The organism is Nocardia sp. (assembly GCF_025465275.1).
GTDB lineage: Bacteria > Actinomycetota > Actinomycetes > Mycobacteriales > Mycobacteriaceae > Nocardia.
In genome coordinates this window covers 1-16,392 of sequence record NZ_JAODNK010000009.1, presented here as the reverse complement: position 1 = coordinate 16,392, position 16,392 = coordinate 1, and the positions used below count along the sequence as shown (strand labels likewise).

Below are 16,392 nucleotides of genomic sequence, written 5' to 3'. Positions count from 1 at the left end.
CGCGACCATGGGGGTCTTCGGCATCGACCTGGGCACAACGAATTCGGCTATCGCGCGAATCGACGCGGACGGACGCCCGGAGATTTTGATCGGCATGAACGGTGAGCAGACGGTGCCGTCCGTGGTGCTGTTCGCCTCCGCGACCGATCATGTTGTGGGTGAGGGCGCCCGCCGCCAATCCCGGCTGGATCCCGAGCACGTGTGCACGCTGGTGAAGCGGCGCATGGGCGATGCGGACTGGCGGTTCATGGCGCACGGGCAGAGCTGGTCCGCGCCGGCGGTGTCCTCCTTGATCTTGAAGAGTCTCGCGGCCGATGCCGAATTCGGTGGCGGCGGCGCCGTGCAGCGGGTGGTGATCACCGTGCCCGCGTACTTCGGCGACGAGGAGCGGCGGGCCACCATCCAGGCCGGGACGTACGCCGGATTCGATGTGGCGGGCGTGCTTTCCGAGCCCATTGCGGCGGCCCTGTCCTACGGTTTCGGCCGGTTGGACGGCAGCATCGATATCGGCAAGGGCGGCGGTCTGCGCGAGACCGTGCTCGTCTACGACCTGGGCGGCGGCACCTTCGATGCCACCGTCATCGAACTGTCCGATCGGCGGATCGCCGTGCTCGCCGTCGAGGGCGACCATCAGTTGGGCGGGGCCGACTGGGACGAGCGCATCGCGCTGCATCTCTCGCAGCAGTTCTGCGAGGCCAATCCGGATGCCGAAGACCCGCTGGATGATTCCGCCGGTTCGCAGATGCTGGTGCTCGCCGCCGAGCGGGCCAAGCGGGAACTCGGCGAGGCCGACAGCACCGATGTGGTGATCTCGCACGACGGTGCACGGGCCGTGCTCACCCTGACCCGCAGCGAGATGGAGGCCATGACGGCCTCGCTCATGCGCCGCACCATCGACCTCACCAAGGCGTGCCTGGCCGCGGCGGAGCAGCGCGGGGTGCACCGGGTGGACCGCGTGCTACTGGTCGGCGGTTCCTCCCGCATGCCCATGGTGGCGCGCGAACTGAAGCAGGAACTCGGCCTGACGGGCGAGCTACGCGATCCGGATCTGTCGGTGGCGCGCGGCGCCGCCCTCTACGGCGAGAAGCTGGAGATGGAGCGGCTGGTCATCGCGGATCTGGTGACTCGCGGCCGGCTCCGCGACGGCGCGGATCTGCACGATGCCGATCCCCGGGATCTGGAGCAATCCCTCGATCGTGTCGCCGCCTCCTTCGGGCAGCCGGTGAGCCTGGTGCGGCGCATGCTCGAAATCCAGGTGGATACCGTGGTGTCGCGAGGTTTCGGGGTGCTGGCGCTCGATACCTACAACGGGCTGGCGGCCAGCTGGCTGGTGCATCGCAATCAAACCCTGCCCATCCGGGTGCGCCGTTCCTACGGCACGGTGCGCGCCGATCAGGATCAGATCGAACTGACCATCATCGAACAGCAGGGGCAGGCCGCGTCGACCCGCCCCGAGGATACAAAAGTACTGGTGGAGGGGCGCATTCGCGATATTCCGGCGGGTTATCCGGCGGGCAGCGAAGTGCAGGTCACCTTCGAGATGGGCTTCGACGGCGTACTGCATGTGACGGCCTATCACGTGGATGCGCGTATGCCGCTGGCCCTTTCGGTGCAGACCGGTGCGACGCTGTCGCAGGCGGATGTGGCGCGCGAACTGGATCAGCTGCAGCGCACGCGCCGCCGCGCAGTGTGAGCGCAGGATCCATGCACGCTTTCGATCCCAACGATTACCGCAAACGAGTGCTGGCGGCGGTGGAACGCCGCGGCGGCATCGACCACTCGGATGCGTTCGAGCTGTACGACATTCCGCTCGACGACGTGGGCGGACTCGGCGATGCCGAGGTGCGGGCGCGCATCGAAGAAGTATGGGGCTTCTGGCAGAAGCAGCGCGACCATCCCAAGTACCGGGTGCTGGCCGGATTGCTCGTTGATGAGCACGCACAGCTGTCCGCCCCACTGCTCGATTCGGGGCTGCGCCGGATCGAGGCCGAACGTGTCAAGCATCTGCGGGCGCGCCGGGACTCCGAGCGCTACGAAATGCTCGACTCCGCCATCGAACGACTTGTGCAGCGGCACGGCGGAATTCCGGCGGGCAAGGTTCCCGGGCTGGAAGATATCGGCAAGCTGAGCGGACTCGACTCCGCTGAGGTCCGGGCTCGTCTCCGGCGGCATCGTGTCCTCGACGAAGCCGCTGCTCCCGCTCCGGCCAGGGTGAGTGTGCAACGGCGGCAGCAGATTCGGAAGCTGCTCGCCGAATACGATCGCCTGCTGCCCGGCGATCCGGTACCCACCCTGCTGGCCCTGCTCGGCCTGGACTTCACCAAGGCCCGGCAAAGTTCCGAAATCCATTTGCGCGCTGAGGCTTTGCGCGCCCGCACCCGTGAACTGCCGCCCGGCCGGGTGCGCGTAGTGCTGGACGAGCTGCTTGTACACGTCAGTGACCTGCTCGAACCCGGCGGTAGCGCTATCGACGCCTACCTGCAGGCCATCGTCGACGACGTGACCGATCTCCTGCGTCCCAAGGTCCGCGCGGCGGTCCTCGTCGAAGACCGGCTGGTAGAGGGCGATCACGACTTCCTGATCGGCGAAGCCATCACCGCGGGCCTCGACCGCCCCGCCGCCGAACGCGTAATCCTCGCCCTCGCAGACGAACTCGGCACCACCGTGGAAGGTGCGGAACCACCTTCCGGCTCTGCACGACCGGAACCCGTCGCGCCGCCCATCTCCTATACCCGGACACCCGCCCCCGATTCCACTTCGCGGACGAATGGTCCGGCGCGCAAAGGTGCGGACACGACCGCCGGGCAGTCGGCCTCGGCTTCCAGCCGAGAAACGTCGAGAGCCGATGCTGGTGCGGGACAGGCGGGTTCCGGCGGGTCGGGGTCGGGCGATCGGAACTCATCGGACAGCGGGGCTGCCGCTGGCTACCGCCGCAGTCAGCCGGTGCCGCAGACATCGGCGCCCTCGGCACGGCCGTGGGAGGAATCGCTGAAGGCCGCTCGTGCGGCTTTGCGCGCCGGTCATCCTCGTGCGGCGGCCGCCCATGTGGCCGAGGCACAGCGGAGTGTCGGTGGCGACAGCCTCGGGACCACCTCGGTGCGGCCGATTGCCGAACTGGTGGAGCGGGTGCTCGCCGAGGCGGCGGTGCGCTGGCGTGGTGCGCGCTCCGGGTGCGCGGCCAAGCGGTACGTCGAGGCGCTCGATCATCTCGAGTATCTGCAGCGCTCGGCCTCCGATGTGCCCAATCCGGAGACCGCCGGCCCGACCCTGGACGAGCTGACGACGCGGGCGCGTACCGCCCTCGCCGAGGCCGATCGAATGTTCGAGGCGGCCCCGGCCGCACCGGTCGCCGACCGAATGCGTGCGCTACGAGCGGTTTTCGAGGTCTGCGCCGATCACGCCGATGCCGCCGCCGCGCTGTCTGTCCTGCCCGTGGACGCGCCGGGACAGGTGACCGCGAACCGCAAACCCGACGGCACCGTGGTGATCGCCTGGTCGCCGTCCACCACGGAACAGGCCGAGTACCGCGTCACCCGTTTACAACAGGACGGTTCCTGGCGAGTGGTAGGCCGCACGCGTGGCACCGCCCTGGAAGACGGTGCCGCGATGGTCGGCCCCGTCCCCGTGTACGGAGTTGTCGCTTCGGTCTCGGGCCGCGCCTCGGAGGTGACCCGCTCGGATGGCCAAGCCCGCCCGCAGGAGGCCACTGCCGCCGCCCCCGCCGAAGACCCCACGCCCAGCGGCATGCCCACCGTACGAGACCTGGCCGAACACGACGGACTCCTGCTCTTCGAATGGCCCACCGGCATCACCGAGGTCATGGTGGTGGCCCGCACCGACGCACCGCCGGCCGACCCGGACGATACGCGGGCCGACCGCAAATGGAAGGTCACCAACACCCGCTACCAGATCGACGGCGGCGCAAAGCTTCCCCTCGGCCTGCCGCGTCCCTGCCACCTCGGAGTGGCCTCCTGCCGCCGGGAAGCCTCCGGAGCCTTGACGGTTGCCGCAGGTTTCGCGCCCGGCGCGCGTATTCGCCTGGATCGCTGAAATCCTTCATCCTGCTCTGACCGGGGAGCAGGGGGTGACCGACAGTCTCCGGGCGAGCCCGTGGGAATCTGGTGGCGGCCGCCGTCGTTGCTGCGAAGGTTGGTTCGAGCAGAGAGGCGGAGCTGGGTGATTCCGAAACTGATGGCGGTGAGCGACATCCATGTCGGGCATCAGGGCAATAAACCCGTGGTCGAGGCGATCCGGGCGGATTCACCCGAGGACTGGCTGATCCTCGCCGGTGATGTGGGGGAGAAGACCGACGATTTCCGCTGGGCGCTGGAAACCCTGCGCCGCCAGTTCGCCAAGGTGATCTGGGTGCCGGGCAATCACGAATTGTGGACCACGGCAAAGGATCCCGTGCAGATGCACGGGGCGGGGCGTTACGACTACCTGGTGTCGATCTGCCGTGATCTGGATGTGGTCACACCGGAGGATCCGTTCCCCGTGTGGGAAGGTGCGGGCGCGGAGGCGTACGGCGGCGCGGTGACCCTGGTCCCGATGTTCCTGCTCTACGACTACTCCTGGCTGCCGAAGGGCACCACCACGAAGGCCGAGGGGCTGGCGCTCGCCCGCGAGCGCAATGTGGTCGCGACCGACGAATTCCTGCTCTCCTCGGAGCCGTACCTGACGCGGGACGCCTGGTGCCACGCCCGCGTGAAGTACACCCAGCGCCGTCTGGACGCCCTGCCCGCGGACACCCCGGTGGTGCTGATCAATCACTTCCCGCTGCTGCGGGAGATCACCGACATGCTCTGGTACCCGGAGTTCGCGCTGTGGTGCGGCACCGACCTCACCGCCGACTGGCACACCAGCTACAACGTGGTGTGCTCGGTCTACGGGCATCTGCACATTCCGCGCACCACCTTCCATGACGGCGTGCGCTTCGAAGAGGTTTCGCTCGGCTACCCCCGGGAGTGGCAGCGGCGCGGTCTGCCCGACCAGCTGCTGCGGCAGATCCTCCCGGTGCCCGATTACGGCGACACGCTCAATGAGTGGGGCGGGCATTTCAAGATCACGCCCGAAATGCGAGAAGCCGGCCTGAAGATGCAGGAACAGGCGCAGAAGCGGCGCGGGCTGGCATAGGAGCCTGGCCCGACGTTCAGGCAGCGTATCGGGCCGCCCGCTTGCTGATGCGGACGGCCCGATGTGCTACCGCGACAGGGCTTCTCAGCCCACCGCGACGATCGCGCACGCGCCCAGGAAGATCGCCTGCGCCACCGTCCGCAGCGGAAGCGGCATGGTCTTGACACCCACATCCTGTTTCGCGGCACGCACATTCGCCGGGAACATGATGAGCAGCAGCAGGAACAGGCAGAGAGCGGCCACCCGGGGGAACGGCGGGAGCAGCAGTCCCACCGCGCTGGCGGCCTCCAGCACGCCGGTGAGCGTGACCATGGCGCCGGCATTCGGGAATTGCGGCGGGACCATGGCGATCAGCTCGTTCCGCTTGGGCTGCGCGAAGTGCGCGCCGGAGGTCATGGCGAACATGGCGGCCAGTCCCAGGGCCGTGGTGTGCGGCCAGGAATCGAGCCAGGCATAACCGGTGAGCCACCCGATGAGCCGGGTCAGTCCGGTAACGACGGCGAGTACAACCAGCGGGGCCATCGGATCTCCTGTGTATCGAGCTCAATCTTGACAGTGGCTAGATTAGATCCGAGCGGCGGAACTTGTCAATGGCTAGATTGCGGTCCATGATGGGCCTATGGCGAAAACCGGCTACCACCACGGAAATCTGCGGGCCACCATCCTGGCGGCGGCCGCCGAGCAGATCGCCACCGACGGTGTCGACGCCGTCTCCCTGCGCGGTCTGGCGCGCCGCGCCGAGGTCTCCCATGCCGCGCCCGCACATCACTTCGGTGATCGCGCGGGCCTGCTCACCGCACTGGCCATCGAGGGCTTCGAATTGCTGACGGTGGAGATGAACGCGGCCGGCACGGATTTCCACGCCGCCGCGATCGCCTATGTACGGTTCGCACTGCGGCATCCGGGCCACTTCGATGTGATGTTCCGCCGCGATCTGCTGCGCGGTGATGATCCGCAATTGGCCCAGGCGCGCAACAGATCCGGCGCGGCCCTGCGCTCCGGTGTCGCCGCCGAACAGCCGGACCACTCCGAGCGCGGACAGCTGGCCACCCAGCTCGCCGCCTGGTCCATCGTGCACGGCTTCGCGGTGCTGTGGCGCGAAGGCGCACTGGAGAATTCGGCACTCGCCTTCGAGCAGGACCCGGAAGCCCTGGCCCGCACCATGATTGCCACCGTGCGCTTCGAATGAGCCCGGCTCGGACGTGCTCGCCTGTTCGGGCCGCGCCCCGCGCCTCGATGCCACCGCTTACGCTCCGCTACGGCCTGCCTATTACGTGATCCTGTGTTCCGGTCACACCGCCCGTTGTGCATATCCCTGCCGAGCGGCCGGGGGCCGAGCGATGGCGGTGGCGGACACTGGCCCGTCGCGTGTGCGCGCCCGGCCGGTAGGCTCGTTCGGGCAAGTGGCGGTGCGATCAGGAGGCGGTCATCGAAGAGCGGGCAGTCGCGGCGGCGGAGTCGGTACCTACGACGGAGTCGGCGCGCATTCTCGGGAGCATCCTCCCCCCCGGCGTCGCCTCGGCCGAACTGCTGGCGTACCCGGAGGGGCTGAAGCCCCATCCCGCCGAGGAGCATTTGATCGCGCGGGCGGTGGAGAAGCGGCGGCGCGATTTCATCGGTGCGCGATACTGCGCCCGGCAGGCGCTGGCCCAGCTCGGTGAGCCCGCGGTGGCCATCGGCAAGGGCGGCACCGGCGAACCACTGCTCCCGCGCGGCATTGTCGGCAGCCTCACGCACTGCGACGGGTACCGGGCGGCGGCGCTCGGCCACCGACTGCGGTTCCGTTCTATCGGCATCGATGCCGAACCGCACGCCGCACTGCCCGACGGCGTCCTGGACTCGGTGAGCCTGCCGCCCGAAAGGGAGTGGCTCGCAACGGTTCTGCCCGGCACCGGATTGCATCTGGACCGACTGCTGTTCTGCGCCAAGGAGGCGACCTACAAGGCGTGGTTCCCGCTGACCGGCCGCTGGCTGGGCTTCGAGGACGCGCACATCACCTTCACCGTGGACGAGGAGTCCGCGGGCACCGGTGCGGGCACCTTCCATACGCGTTTGCTGATCCCGGGCCAGACCGCCGACGGCGGCGCCGCGCTGCACAGCTTCGACGGTCGCTGGGTGATCACCGACGGACTGATTCTGACCGCGATCGTGGAGGGCTGATGAGCGAGAAGCGGACACCGGTTGTCGATGCGCTCGGCGGACTGCTGATCGTCGATAAGGACGGCGGCTGGACCAGTCACGATGTGGTCGCCAAGAGCCGAGGGTTGTTGCGTACCAAGAAGGTCGGGCATGCGGGCACCCTCGACCCCATGGCGACCGGCGTGCTGGTGCTGGGCGTGGAGCGGGCCACCAAGATTCTCGGCCAGCTGATCCTGACCACCAAGGCGTACACGGCGACCATTCGCCTCGGGCAGTCCACCATTAGCGATGACGCCGAGGGTGAAGTCACCGCTACCACCTCGGCGACACATGTCACCGATGCCGAAATCGCTGCCGGCGTAGCCGAATTGACCGGTGACATCCAGCAGGTTCCGGCCACGGTCAGCGCGATCAAGATCAATGGCGAGCGCGCCTATGCCCGCGCCCGTGCGGGGGAGGACGTCCAGCTGGCCGCCCGCCCCGTTACCGTGAGTCGCTTCGATATCCTCGAGCGCCGCGATATCGACACCGGCACAGAACAATTCGTCGATCTCGACGTAGAGGTCGAGTGCACCTCGGGCACCTACATTCGCGCTCTTGCTCGTGATCTCGGTGAGAAGCTCGGTGTCGGAGGTCATCTCACGGCTTTGCGCCGCACCCGCGTAGGCCCCTTCACTCTCGAACACGCGCGCACCCTCGCGACCCTGGCTGCTTCGGCCGAGGCGGGCGATCCGCTGCTGAGCCTGGACATCGATGAGGCGGTGCGCGCGGCCTTCTCGATCCGCGATATCACCGATGAGCAAGCCGAAGACCTGCGCAATGGCCGCTGGCTCGAACCGGCCGGTCTGCCAGGCGTTTACGCCGCGGTCGACTCCTCCGGCCGTGCCATCGCCCTGCTGAAGGAGAGCGGTAAGCGCGCCGCCTCGGTCTTGGTCATCCGGCCCGCGAACCTGTAGAGCGGAGGGCTGCGTATAGACCGCCCGCAGCCGCCGCGCTCAATACCACTGCTCCGAAGGCCGTGGCGCCCGCCGTCAGTCCGATTGCATCACTGAGGAATCCGGCGGTCACCGGCAATACGGCGGCGGGCAGGTAGCCGCCGACATTCTGTGCGGCATTGGTTTCGGCGAGACGATCGGCGGGGACGGCGGCGCTGATCGCGGTCAACCCGCCCAATTGGCCCAAGCCCTGGCCGATTCCGGCGAAGACTGCGGCTGCGACGAACAGCGGCAAGGAAGAGCACTGCAGCGAGGCGACGAGCGCGATCATGCTCGTCGCGGTTGCGGCTGCCCCGCCGAGTAGGACGCTGCGAACCCGAAGCGGGCGCACCGCGAACTGAATAGCCGTGGCCGCCAGGAACATCACAAAGGCCAATCCGCCCGCGACCACTCGATTGGTGGCTCCGAGCAGGTGTGAGAGCACCGAGGGGCCCAGCGAGAGCACAAACGAGGTGGCGGTGATTCCGGGTGCGAAGACCGCTATGCCGACGGCCACGGCGGTCCGCCCGCCCGGTGCCACCGCGGGAAAACGCACCCACGGTCCGCGCCCGCCCGCGCCTTTCGGGAGGTCCCATCGCGCAACGAGCACGAAAGCCGAAGCGAGCAGCGCGATCTCGATGACGAAGATGGTTGTTGTCGGTCCCGGCAGCGTCTCCGACAGCACCCCGGCCAGCAGTGGCCCGAACCCGGCGCCGAGCACCATGGCCGTCGACGCTGCCAGGGCCGCAACCCTTTTGCGTTCCGGTCCGCCGATATCCGTCACCGCCGCCATGCCCGCCGAGACGATCGCGCCTACGGCGATTCCGGTCAGCAGACGAGCGATCGCCAGCATGACGACTGAACCGGCCGTCGCGAAGAGCATCGAGGCCAGCATTGCCAGGCCGATTGCGGGCAGTAGCACCGGCTTTCGGCCCACGCGGTCGGACACCACGCCAGCGACGAGTAGTGCGCTCAGCAGGCCGACGATGTAGCAGGCGAAGATCGCCGTCAGCGTGCCCGACGAGAAGCCCAGCTCGCGCTGCCATATCCCGTACAGCGGTGTCGCTGCGTTCGACAGCGCGAATACCGCGAAGACCGGCCAGGCCGCCAGCCACACGGTGCGATTGCGCGTCTGCGACACGGCGTCCATACGCGTCTGCGACACGGCGTCCATACGCGTCTGCGACACGGCGTCCATACGCGTCTGCGACACGGCGTCCATACGCGTCTGCGACACGGCGTCCATAGGCGTCTGCGACACGGCGTCCATAGGCGTCTGCGACACGGCGTCATTGCGCGAGTGGGAACTGTTCACCGATGTGGACTGGGCCGTGGGTGTAGCCATGCGATCCTCCACTAGTTCGAATAATGTCGTACTGGTACGACAGAAGTCGAAGCTAACACATAGTACGATCAAATACGTACAAGCGACGTCCATCAGGGAGAGCCCATGCCATCGGCGATCGAGGACCACAGCGCCACCCACCTACCTGAACCAGATATCGCCGACCTGCGGCTCGACCACGTGCTCGCCGCACTGAGCGATCCGCTGCGGCTGACCATGGTGCGGAAGCTGCTTGTGGAATCGCCGGACACCGATCGATCCTGCGGCTGGTTCGATATCGATCGCCCCAAATCGACGCTGACGCATCACTTCCGGGTGCTGCGCGAGGCGGGCGTGACCCGCCAGCAGCAATACGGTCTCGAGCGGCGGAGCCGAGTCCGGATGGACGATCTCGAGGAACGTTTTCCGGGACTGCTCGATCTGATCCGCGACTGGGCGCCGGTGCACTGAACTGGTCGCACCCTGATCGATACCCGGGCGGCCTACAGTGCTGGAGTGGTCGAATTACGGCAGTTGCGGTATTTCGTGGCGGTAGCGGAGGAATTGCACTTTCGCCGGGCCGCGGAACGGCTGTTCATATCCGCGCCCACGCTCAGTCAGCAGATTCGGGCCATCGAGCGCGAGATCGGCGGCCCGCTGCTCATTCGCGGCTCACAGGGTGTCGAATTGACCGCTGCCGGTGAGGTATTGCTGAAGAACTCACGCACCGTGCTGGAGGCCGCGGAGACCGCGCTGCGCGAGACCCGCATGGTCGCCAATCCCGAATGCGCCGTCTTCCGGCTCGGTGTGGTGAACGGTGCGCCGAGCTGGCTGCCCGCGCGCATCGAATCGCTGCTGAAAGCCCGGCAACCCGGTGCCCGCGTGGTACTGACCGGCGGGCCCAGCGCCGACCAGGTGCGCTTGCTCGATCGCGAGGATGTCGATCTCGCGGTGCTGCGCATGCCGGTGCGATTGCCCGAACATCTCACCAGCACGGCCATTGCCGTGGAGGAACTGGGCATCGTCATGTCTCGCGAGCATCCGCTCGCTCATCGAGACACCATCGAACCGGTACATCTGCGCGGTCAGGAACTGATCATGTTCGCCCGCGATTCCGCTCCCGAACTTCATGATTCGCTGCTCGCGCAGCTGCACGAACGCGGTGCGACCGTCGCCCTCAGCGACAGCGCCATGAGCCATGCCCAAATGCTCTCGCTGCTGCCGCTGCGCCCCGCCGCCATCGGCCTGGGCTCCTCGCGCACCGCCACCGCACCCGGATTGGCCTGGCGGCCACTGCATCCGCACCCGTTGGTGATCAGCTACGTCGCCGCCTGGCGGCCCGCGGCTCGCAGTCCGGCATTGCGCGCCGTCGCCGAGGTGCTCACCGGCGGGAGCCGGCTCTCGCCCTGATCGGCCCGCTGCCGATGCGACAGCAGCGCCGTTAGCCGCCGGCTCATCCGGCTTCGGCACTGCGACATGGACGTTCGCTGCCGCTGCGGGTTTGCTGAAAGGCATGACACACAAGGGATTCGACAATGAGATCGGCCGATCCGTGGTGATCGGCGGCGGTTCCGGCATGGGACAGGCGATCGCGGACGCGCTGCTGGCAGCGGGCAGCGAGGTGACCATCGTCGGGCGCTCGGCCGAGCGACTCGCGGACGCGGTCCGCGAACTGGGCGACGGCAAGCTCAATGCCATCACCGCGGATATCAGCGACGAGGAACAGGTCGAGCGCCTCTTCGATACGGTCGGCGCGGTCGATCATGTGGTGAGCACCGCCGCCGATCTTGCCGGAAGCTACGGTCCCATAAGCAGTTTCGACTTCGCGAAAGGTCGTGGCATCCTCGAGTCCAAGCTGATCGGCTCGATGCTGCTGGCCAAGCACGCCCGCATCACACCCGGCGGTTCGCTCATCTTCACCTCCGGCATCGCCGCCTACCGTCCGTCGGCCGGTGGAGCCATGGTGGCCGCGGTGAATGCCGCACTGGAGGGCTTGGCCCGCGCGCTCGCCGTCGAACTCGGCCCGACCCGAGTCAATGTGATCTCACCCGGCTGGGTGGAGACCGGTGCCTGGGACAATATCGCCTGGGAGGACAAGGCCGAACGCCTGCGCGCCATGGCCGACCGCCTCCCCGCAGGCCGCCTCGGCCGCCCGGAAGACATTGCGCAGGCGGCACTTTCGCTCCTGCGCAACCCCTTCATCACCGGCACGGTCCTCCATGTGGACGGCGGCCACCGGCTGGTCTGATGCGACCTAGAGACTCTGCCCGGCCAGGCAGCCGTGACCACCACTGGATATGGAGCACAGCAGCCCGATCGGCGCGAGAAGGATCGTGGCAACAGCGCCTATGGCGTTGCTCATTGCGGCGGTCGAGCCGGTTGGCAGGAGGCTGACCAGCGGTCCGATAATGGCGGACGTGGCAGCGCTGCTGCCGGTGTCGCTGCTGCCGGAATCGGCGACAGCGGCTGGGTTTTCGAGGTTCAGTGGCGTGGCGGAGGCTGAGCCGACGGTGCCGAGGGCGATGGTTGCGCCGGCAATGCCGATGAGGAGTGAACGCTTCACGGTTGGTCCTTTGTACGTGTGCTGGAGGTCTTTTCAGTCAGATGGCCGCGCCACGGGCCGGCCTGTGCGTCCGGCCTAGGTGGGCAGGCAGTAGCTTGTTTTGCCGCCGGACGAGAACGAGCACAGCATGCTGAGCGGCACGCCGACCAGAATCTGGCCCATACCGGTGAGGATGTCGCCGCTGGCGATGGTGGCAGATCCGTTCGACATGGCCGTGCTCCCGGAGTCGACGCTGCCGGAATTAGTGACAGGAGCCGGGTTTTCGAGGGGCAGCGGCGCGGCGGATGCGGAGGCTACGGTGCCGAGGGCGATGGTGGCGCCGGCGATGCCGATGAGGAGTGAACGTTTCACGGTGGATCCTTATGTACGTGTGCTGCTTCGACGTCGTGTGACGTTGAGGCAGCACGGTACATAGCGACCGTCCAGTCGGAGGGCTATTCGAGCATTCCTGTGCATCGTGAATCCGGTTGTGCCGGTATGGATTTCGAAGCACAGAATAGTCGTTTCCGCGAGCCCTCAGTTTTCGTGGGTCAGCCAGATGGCCTCGGCGGCAATACTGCCGAGGTCTATGGTGCGGTCGTCGATGCCCACCGCGATGGTGCCCGCGAAATCGCGCCGCTCCACCACGGTGATCGGGGTATCGAGGGCGATGCCGAGTGAATCGAAGTACCGCAGCATGGCCGGATCGGAGTCGGAGATGCGCGCCACCCGCCCGACCTCGCCATCGCCGAAATCGCTGAGCTGCCGCGCCGGCGGCGTCGGCACCGCACCGTCCACCGAGGGAATCGGATCGCCGTGCGGATCGCGGTCCGGGTAGCCGAGTTTGGCGTCGATGCGCGCGACCAGCGTCTCGGAGACGGCGTGCTCGAGCACCTCCGCCTCGTCGTGCACCTCGTCCCAGCCGTAGCCGAGTTCATTGACCAGGAAGGTCTCGATGAGCCGGTGCCGGCGCACCATGGTTATGGCGGCGCGGCGGCCGTCCTCGGTGAGGGTGATGGCTCCGTAGCGCGCGTGCTCGACCAGACCCTGATCGGCGAGCTTGCGGACCGCCTCGGAGACCGTCGACGCGGACACGCCGATGCGCTCGGCGAGCAGCTTCGTCGACACCTTCTCCGGCGACCATTCCTGCGCGGTCCAGATCACCTTGAGGTAGTCCTGTGCGACAGAGGACAGAACGGGAGCAACGCTGGTCGCGACGGCGGTAAAAGTACCGGTGGGTTCGGACGGATCGGCCAGCTCGCGACGGGTGGCGATGTCTCGTTTTCCGGGCACGTACTCGAGCTTAGGCACAGCCGCGCGGGTTTCACACATCGGCGCGCTCGCTCGGGAGGAGCGGCCCGGAGGGTCTCCGTTGAGGGTGGTGGCGGGAGACGGGTGGGAGGTGAACGAGGGGTGACTACCATGCTTCCTCCTGTGAAGATCCGTACCGCCGAATACTGTCTGTGACGCGCTTTGCGTAGGCTTCCCGTGTGCAGAGATGGCGAAGTCTCGATGAGATGCCCGCGGAATGGGGCCGGTGTGTGCTCACGATCGGGGTATTCGACGGCGTGCACCGCGGTCACGCCCAGCTCATCAGTCGTGCGGTGAAATCCGCTGCGGTGCGGGGTGTTCCGTCGGTCCTCATGACTTTCGATCCGCACCCGGTGGATGTGGTGCGGCCCGGTTCGCATCCGCCGCAGCTGTCCACCCTGCACCGCCGCGCGGAGCTGGTCGAAGAGCTCGGTATCGATGTCTTCCTGGTCATGCCGTTCACCAAAGATTTCATGAAGCTGACGCCCGAGCAGTACGTCGAACAGCTGCTCGTGGACAAGCTGCACGTCTCCGAAGTGGTGGTCGGCGACAACTTCACCTTCGGTAAGCAGGCGGCAGGCACGGTTGACACCATGCGCGAGCTCGGCACCCGCTTCGGCTTCGATGTCGATGGCGTCCAGTTGCTCGGCGAACACGCCGTCACCTTCTCCTCGACCTACATTCGCGCCTGCCTGTCGGAGGGCAATGTCGCGGCTGCCGCGGAGGCGCTCGGCCGCCCGCATCGGGTCGAAGGGGTGGTCGTGCACGGTGACGGCCGCGGCAAGGGGCTCGGTTTCCCGACTGCCAATGTGGCGCCGACCATGCACGGCGCGATTCCCGCCGACGGTGTCTACGCCGGCTGGTTCAGCATTCTGGACGAACCGGGGGAGCGGCGCATGGCCGCCATCTCGGTCGGCACCAATCCCACCTTCGACGGCCGCGCGCGCACGGTCGAGCCGCACATCCTCGACTTCGACGGCGACCTGTACGAGAAGCGGGTGGCGGTGGACTTCGTCGAACAGCTGCGCGGCATGCGCAAATTCGAGTCCATCGATGAACTGGTGGAGGCCATCGGCCGCGATGTCGAGCAGGCCCGCAAGGTACTGAGCGCGGCGGACGCCGTGGCCGAATAGCACGTCCCGCGGTTCTCCGCCAGGGGCGATTAACGGTCCAGGTCACCGGTCCGGTACCCTGATCCGTTGGGTTTGCTGTGGTCTGCGGCAGCGCCCAGCCGGGCCGGTTTTTTCAACGGTTCCCGGACTTCCGAGCGCGGACTGGAAAATCAGGAGTGAATTCGTGGCGTTGACCACTGAGCAGAAGTCGGCCATCCTGGCCGAATACGGCCTGCACCCGACGGACACCGGTTCTCCGGAAGCCCAGATCGCGATGCTGTCCAAGCGGATTTCCGATCTCACCGAGCACCTCAAGGTGCACAAGCACGACCACCACACGCGTCACGGTCTGCTTGCGCTGATCGGTCGCCGTCGCCGGCTCTCGAAGTACCTGCAGGCCAACGACATCGCGCGTTACCGTTCGCTGATCGAGCGTCTGGGCCTGCGTCGCTAGTCTTTGCAATATCGTGTCGCATACTTTCGCGACACAACACGACTGCCCCAGGCAGTTGACGAACCGGCCGACGGGGAGGCATAGAATCTCCTCGTTGGCCTTTCGTGCATCCGGTGAACGACGCCGTGTGCACGCCAACACGAGCCGTATGCACCTGATCCGTGGCGTCGGTCTTCGGTAGTGGCTTTTCGGGGCGCAGCAAGAGGAGAAAGACCGCGCTGCCGGAGGGCTTCGATCGATGACCGCCTCCGCGTCGCCGTTTCCAAGGGGAAATGGCCGGGTGTGCGTGCGCAGGCCAGGAGGGTCGACGCGCGCCCGTGCCGGGTACAGCTTGCCCCTGTCAAGGGGACAACACAGTCGGATCGCGCCGCCGTCCCCTACGGGGAAGCAGCGCTGGCATCCGGCGAAGACGAGAGGTTGAGAGAAGAGAATGACCGAAACAGTGACCAGTTCCGCCGCCGAGGTCGAGCCCGGCGTATTCGAGTCCGTCGCGCTGATCGACAACGGCAGCTACGGCACCCGCACCATCCGTTTCGAGACCGGCCGGCTGGCCAAGCAGGCCGCCGGCGCCGTCGTCGCCTACCTGGACGACGAGACCATGCTGCTGTCGGCGACCACTGCCGGTAAGCACCCCAAAGAGCAGTTCGACTTCTTCCCGCTGACGGTGGACGTCGAAGAGCGCATGTACGCCGCGGGCCGCATCCCCGGCTCGTTCTTCCGTCGTGAGGGCCGCCCCTCCACCGACGCGATCCTGACCTGCCGCCTGATCGACCGGCCGCTGCGTCCGTCCTTCGTGGATGGTCTGCGCAACGAGATCCAGGTCGTCGTGACCGTCATGTCGCTGGATCCGAAGGATCTGTACGACGTGGTGGCCATCAACGCGGCGTCCGCTTCCACCCAGATTGCGGGCCTGCCCTTCTCGGGTCCCGTCGGCGGCGTGCGCGTCGCGCTGATCGGTGACCAGTGGGTCGCGTTCCCGACCGTGGAGCAGCTGGAAGGCGCCGTGTTCGACATGGTCGTCGCCGGCCGCGTGGTCGAGGGCGACGTCGCCATCATGATGGTCGAGGCCGAGGCGCCCACCCACGTGCTGTCCTTGATCGCCGACGGTGGCACCGCTCCGACGGAAACCGTTGTGGCACAGGGCCTCGAGGCCGCCAAGCCGTTCATCGCCCGCCTCTGCAAGGCGCAGGCGGACCTGGCGGCGCTGGCTGCCAAGCCCACCGGTGATTTCCCGGTCTTCCCGGCCTACCAGCCGGACGTGTACACCGCCGTCGAAGGCACCGCGAAGGTTCCGCTGAACAACGCGATGTCCATCGCCGCCAAGCAGGAGCGCGAAGAGAAGATCGACGAGATCAAGCTCGACGTGCTCTCGGCGCTGGCCGAGGACTTCGTCGGCCGCGAGA

The 16,392-nt window shown here is 67.2% G+C and carries 16 protein-coding genes and 1 pseudogene; 12 read left to right on the top strand and 5 right to left on the bottom strand.

What is annotated here, in order from left to right:
- Positions 1-7: 7 nt before the first annotated feature.
- The 3 genes from JWN03_RS02700 (at position 8) to JWN03_RS02690 (ending at position 5,133) form a co-directional block, all read left to right on the top strand.
- Complete coding sequence (locus tag JWN03_RS02700; RefSeq protein ID WP_297609224.1) at positions 8-1,693, top strand: Hsp70 family protein; 1,686 nt, start codon at positions 8-10, stop codon at positions 1,691-1,693.
- 11 nt (positions 1,694-1,704) lie between these two features.
- Positions 1,705-4,050 (top strand): Ig-like domain repeat protein, encoded by a 2,346-nt coding sequence (locus tag JWN03_RS02695; protein WP_297609152.1) that lies wholly within the window; start codon positions 1,705-1,707, stop codon positions 4,048-4,050.
- Positions 4,051-4,191: 141 nt separating this feature from the next.
- Positions 4,192-5,133 carry a metallophosphoesterase family protein gene (locus JWN03_RS02690; RefSeq protein ID WP_441342927.1) on the top strand — a complete coding sequence of 314 codons (942 nt, stop codon included), beginning with the start codon at positions 4,192-4,194 and terminating at the stop codon, positions 5,131-5,133.
- A gap of 84 nt (positions 5,134-5,217) precedes the next feature.
- Here JWN03_RS02690 and JWN03_RS02685 read toward each other — a convergent pair whose 3' ends face one another.
- On the bottom strand, positions 5,218-5,655 hold the full coding sequence (locus JWN03_RS02685; protein WP_297609149.1) for a DoxX family protein: 438 nt from the start codon (positions 5,653-5,655) through the stop codon (positions 5,218-5,220).
- A 97-nt stretch (positions 5,656-5,752) separates the two neighbouring features.
- On the opposite strand from JWN03_RS02685, the gene JWN03_RS02680 reads away from it, so the two are divergent.
- From JWN03_RS02680 to truB, 3 genes are all read left to right on the top strand, one after another.
- Positions 5,753-6,322: a TetR/AcrR family transcriptional regulator gene (locus JWN03_RS02680; protein ID WP_297609147.1), complete on the top strand. Its 570-nt coding sequence runs from the start codon at positions 5,753-5,755 to the stop codon at positions 6,320-6,322.
- A gap of 296 nt (positions 6,323-6,618) precedes the next feature.
- Positions 6,619-7,293, top strand: coding sequence for a 4'-phosphopantetheinyl transferase Npt (gene npt, locus JWN03_RS02675; RefSeq protein ID WP_297609221.1), 675 nt, complete (start codon positions 6,619-6,621; stop codon positions 7,291-7,293).
- A complete protein-coding gene (gene truB / locus JWN03_RS02670; protein WP_297609145.1) occupies positions 7,293-8,228 on the top strand; it encodes a tRNA pseudouridine(55) synthase TruB in 936 nt (311 codons plus the stop codon). Before npt ends, truB begins: the two co-directional genes overlap by 1 nt.
- Here the strand turns inward: truB and JWN03_RS02665 are convergent.
- Positions 8,206-9,591, bottom strand: coding sequence for an MFS transporter (locus JWN03_RS02665; protein WP_297609143.1), 1,386 nt, complete (start codon positions 9,589-9,591; stop codon positions 8,206-8,208). The two genes, truB and JWN03_RS02665, sit on opposite strands and share 23 nt — an antisense overlap.
- 105 nt (positions 9,592-9,696) lie before the next feature.
- On the opposite strand from JWN03_RS02665, the gene JWN03_RS02660 reads away from it, so the two are divergent.
- From JWN03_RS02660 to JWN03_RS02650, 3 genes are all read left to right on the top strand, one after another.
- On the top strand, positions 9,697-10,041 hold the full coding sequence (locus JWN03_RS02660; RefSeq protein ID WP_297609140.1) for an ArsR/SmtB family transcription factor: 345 nt from the start codon (positions 9,697-9,699) through the stop codon (positions 10,039-10,041).
- Positions 10,042-10,086: 45 nt separating this feature from the next.
- Positions 10,087-10,980 carry a LysR substrate-binding domain-containing protein gene (locus JWN03_RS02655; RefSeq protein ID WP_297609137.1) on the top strand — a complete coding sequence of 298 codons (894 nt, stop codon included), beginning with the start codon at positions 10,087-10,089 and terminating at the stop codon, positions 10,978-10,980.
- A 103-nt stretch (positions 10,981-11,083) separates the two neighbouring features.
- Positions 11,084-11,818, top strand: coding sequence for an SDR family oxidoreductase (locus JWN03_RS02650; RefSeq protein WP_297609134.1), 735 nt, complete (start codon positions 11,084-11,086; stop codon positions 11,816-11,818).
- A 6-nt stretch (positions 11,819-11,824) separates the two neighbouring features.
- On the opposite strand, the gene JWN03_RS02645 is transcribed toward JWN03_RS02650, so the two are convergent.
- The 3 genes from JWN03_RS02645 to JWN03_RS02635 form a co-directional block, all read right to left on the bottom strand.
- On the bottom strand, positions 11,825-12,133 hold the full coding sequence (locus JWN03_RS02645; RefSeq protein ID WP_297609131.1) for a hypothetical protein: 309 nt from the start codon (positions 12,131-12,133) through the stop codon (positions 11,825-11,827).
- A 75-nt stretch (positions 12,134-12,208) separates the two neighbouring features.
- Positions 12,209-12,484, bottom strand: a complete 276-nt coding sequence (locus JWN03_RS02640) for a hypothetical protein (RefSeq protein WP_297609128.1) — start codon at positions 12,482-12,484, stop codon at positions 12,209-12,211.
- Positions 12,485-12,649: 165 nt separating this feature from the next.
- Positions 12,650-13,423 (bottom strand): metal-dependent transcriptional regulator, encoded by a 774-nt coding sequence (locus JWN03_RS02635; RefSeq protein ID WP_441342926.1) that lies wholly within the window; start codon positions 13,421-13,423, stop codon positions 12,650-12,652.
- A gap of 179 nt (positions 13,424-13,602) precedes the next feature.
- Here JWN03_RS02635 and JWN03_RS02630 point away from each other — a divergent pair, with 179 nt between their 5' ends.
- From JWN03_RS02630 to JWN03_RS02620, 3 genes and pseudogenes are all read left to right on the top strand, one after another.
- Positions 13,603-14,556, top strand: coding sequence for a bifunctional riboflavin kinase/FAD synthetase (locus JWN03_RS02630; protein ID WP_297609123.1), 954 nt, complete (start codon positions 13,603-13,605; stop codon positions 14,554-14,556).
- Positions 14,557-14,719: 163 nt separating this feature from the next.
- The gene (gene rpsO, locus JWN03_RS02625) at positions 14,720-14,989 is read left to right on the top strand and encodes a 30S ribosomal protein S15 (RefSeq protein WP_297609120.1); all 270 of its coding nucleotides are present in this window, start codon (positions 14,720-14,722) and stop codon (positions 14,987-14,989) included.
- Between the two features lie 430 nt (positions 14,990-15,419).
- A pseudogene (locus tag JWN03_RS02620) lies at positions 15,420-16,392 on the top strand (polyribonucleotide nucleotidyltransferase); the annotation flags it as partial.

What these genes read in the sequence shown, in the direction of transcription:
- JWN03_RS02690 (WP_441342927.1), top strand. Translation starts at nt 4,192, where the DNA reads ATGGCGGTGAGCGACATCCATGTCGGGCATCAGGGCAATAAACCCGTG.
- truB (WP_297609145.1), top strand. Translation starts at nt 7,293, where the DNA reads ATGAGCGAGAAGCGGACACCGGTTGTCGATGCGCTCGGCGGACTGCTG.
- JWN03_RS02650 (WP_297609134.1), top strand. Translation starts at nt 11,084, where the DNA reads ATGACACACAAGGGATTCGACAATGAGATCGGCCGATCCGTGGTGATC.
- JWN03_RS02695 (WP_297609152.1), top strand. Translation starts at nt 1,705, where the DNA reads ATGCACGCTTTCGATCCCAACGATTACCGCAAACGAGTGCTGGCGGCG.
- JWN03_RS02665 (WP_297609143.1), bottom strand. Translation starts at nt 9,591, where the DNA reads ATGGCTACACCCACGGCCCAGTCCACATCGGTGAACAGTTCCCACTCG.
- JWN03_RS02685 (WP_297609149.1), bottom strand. Translation starts at nt 5,655, where the DNA reads ATGGCCCCGCTGGTTGTACTCGCCGTCGTTACCGGACTGACCCGGCTC.
- JWN03_RS02660 (WP_297609140.1), top strand. Translation starts at nt 9,697, where the DNA reads ATGCCATCGGCGATCGAGGACCACAGCGCCACCCACCTACCTGAACCA.
- JWN03_RS02680 (WP_297609147.1), top strand. Translation starts at nt 5,753, where the DNA reads ATGGCGAAAACCGGCTACCACCACGGAAATCTGCGGGCCACCATCCTG.
- JWN03_RS02700 (WP_297609224.1), top strand. Translation starts at nt 8, where the DNA reads ATGGGGGTCTTCGGCATCGACCTGGGCACAACGAATTCGGCTATCGCG.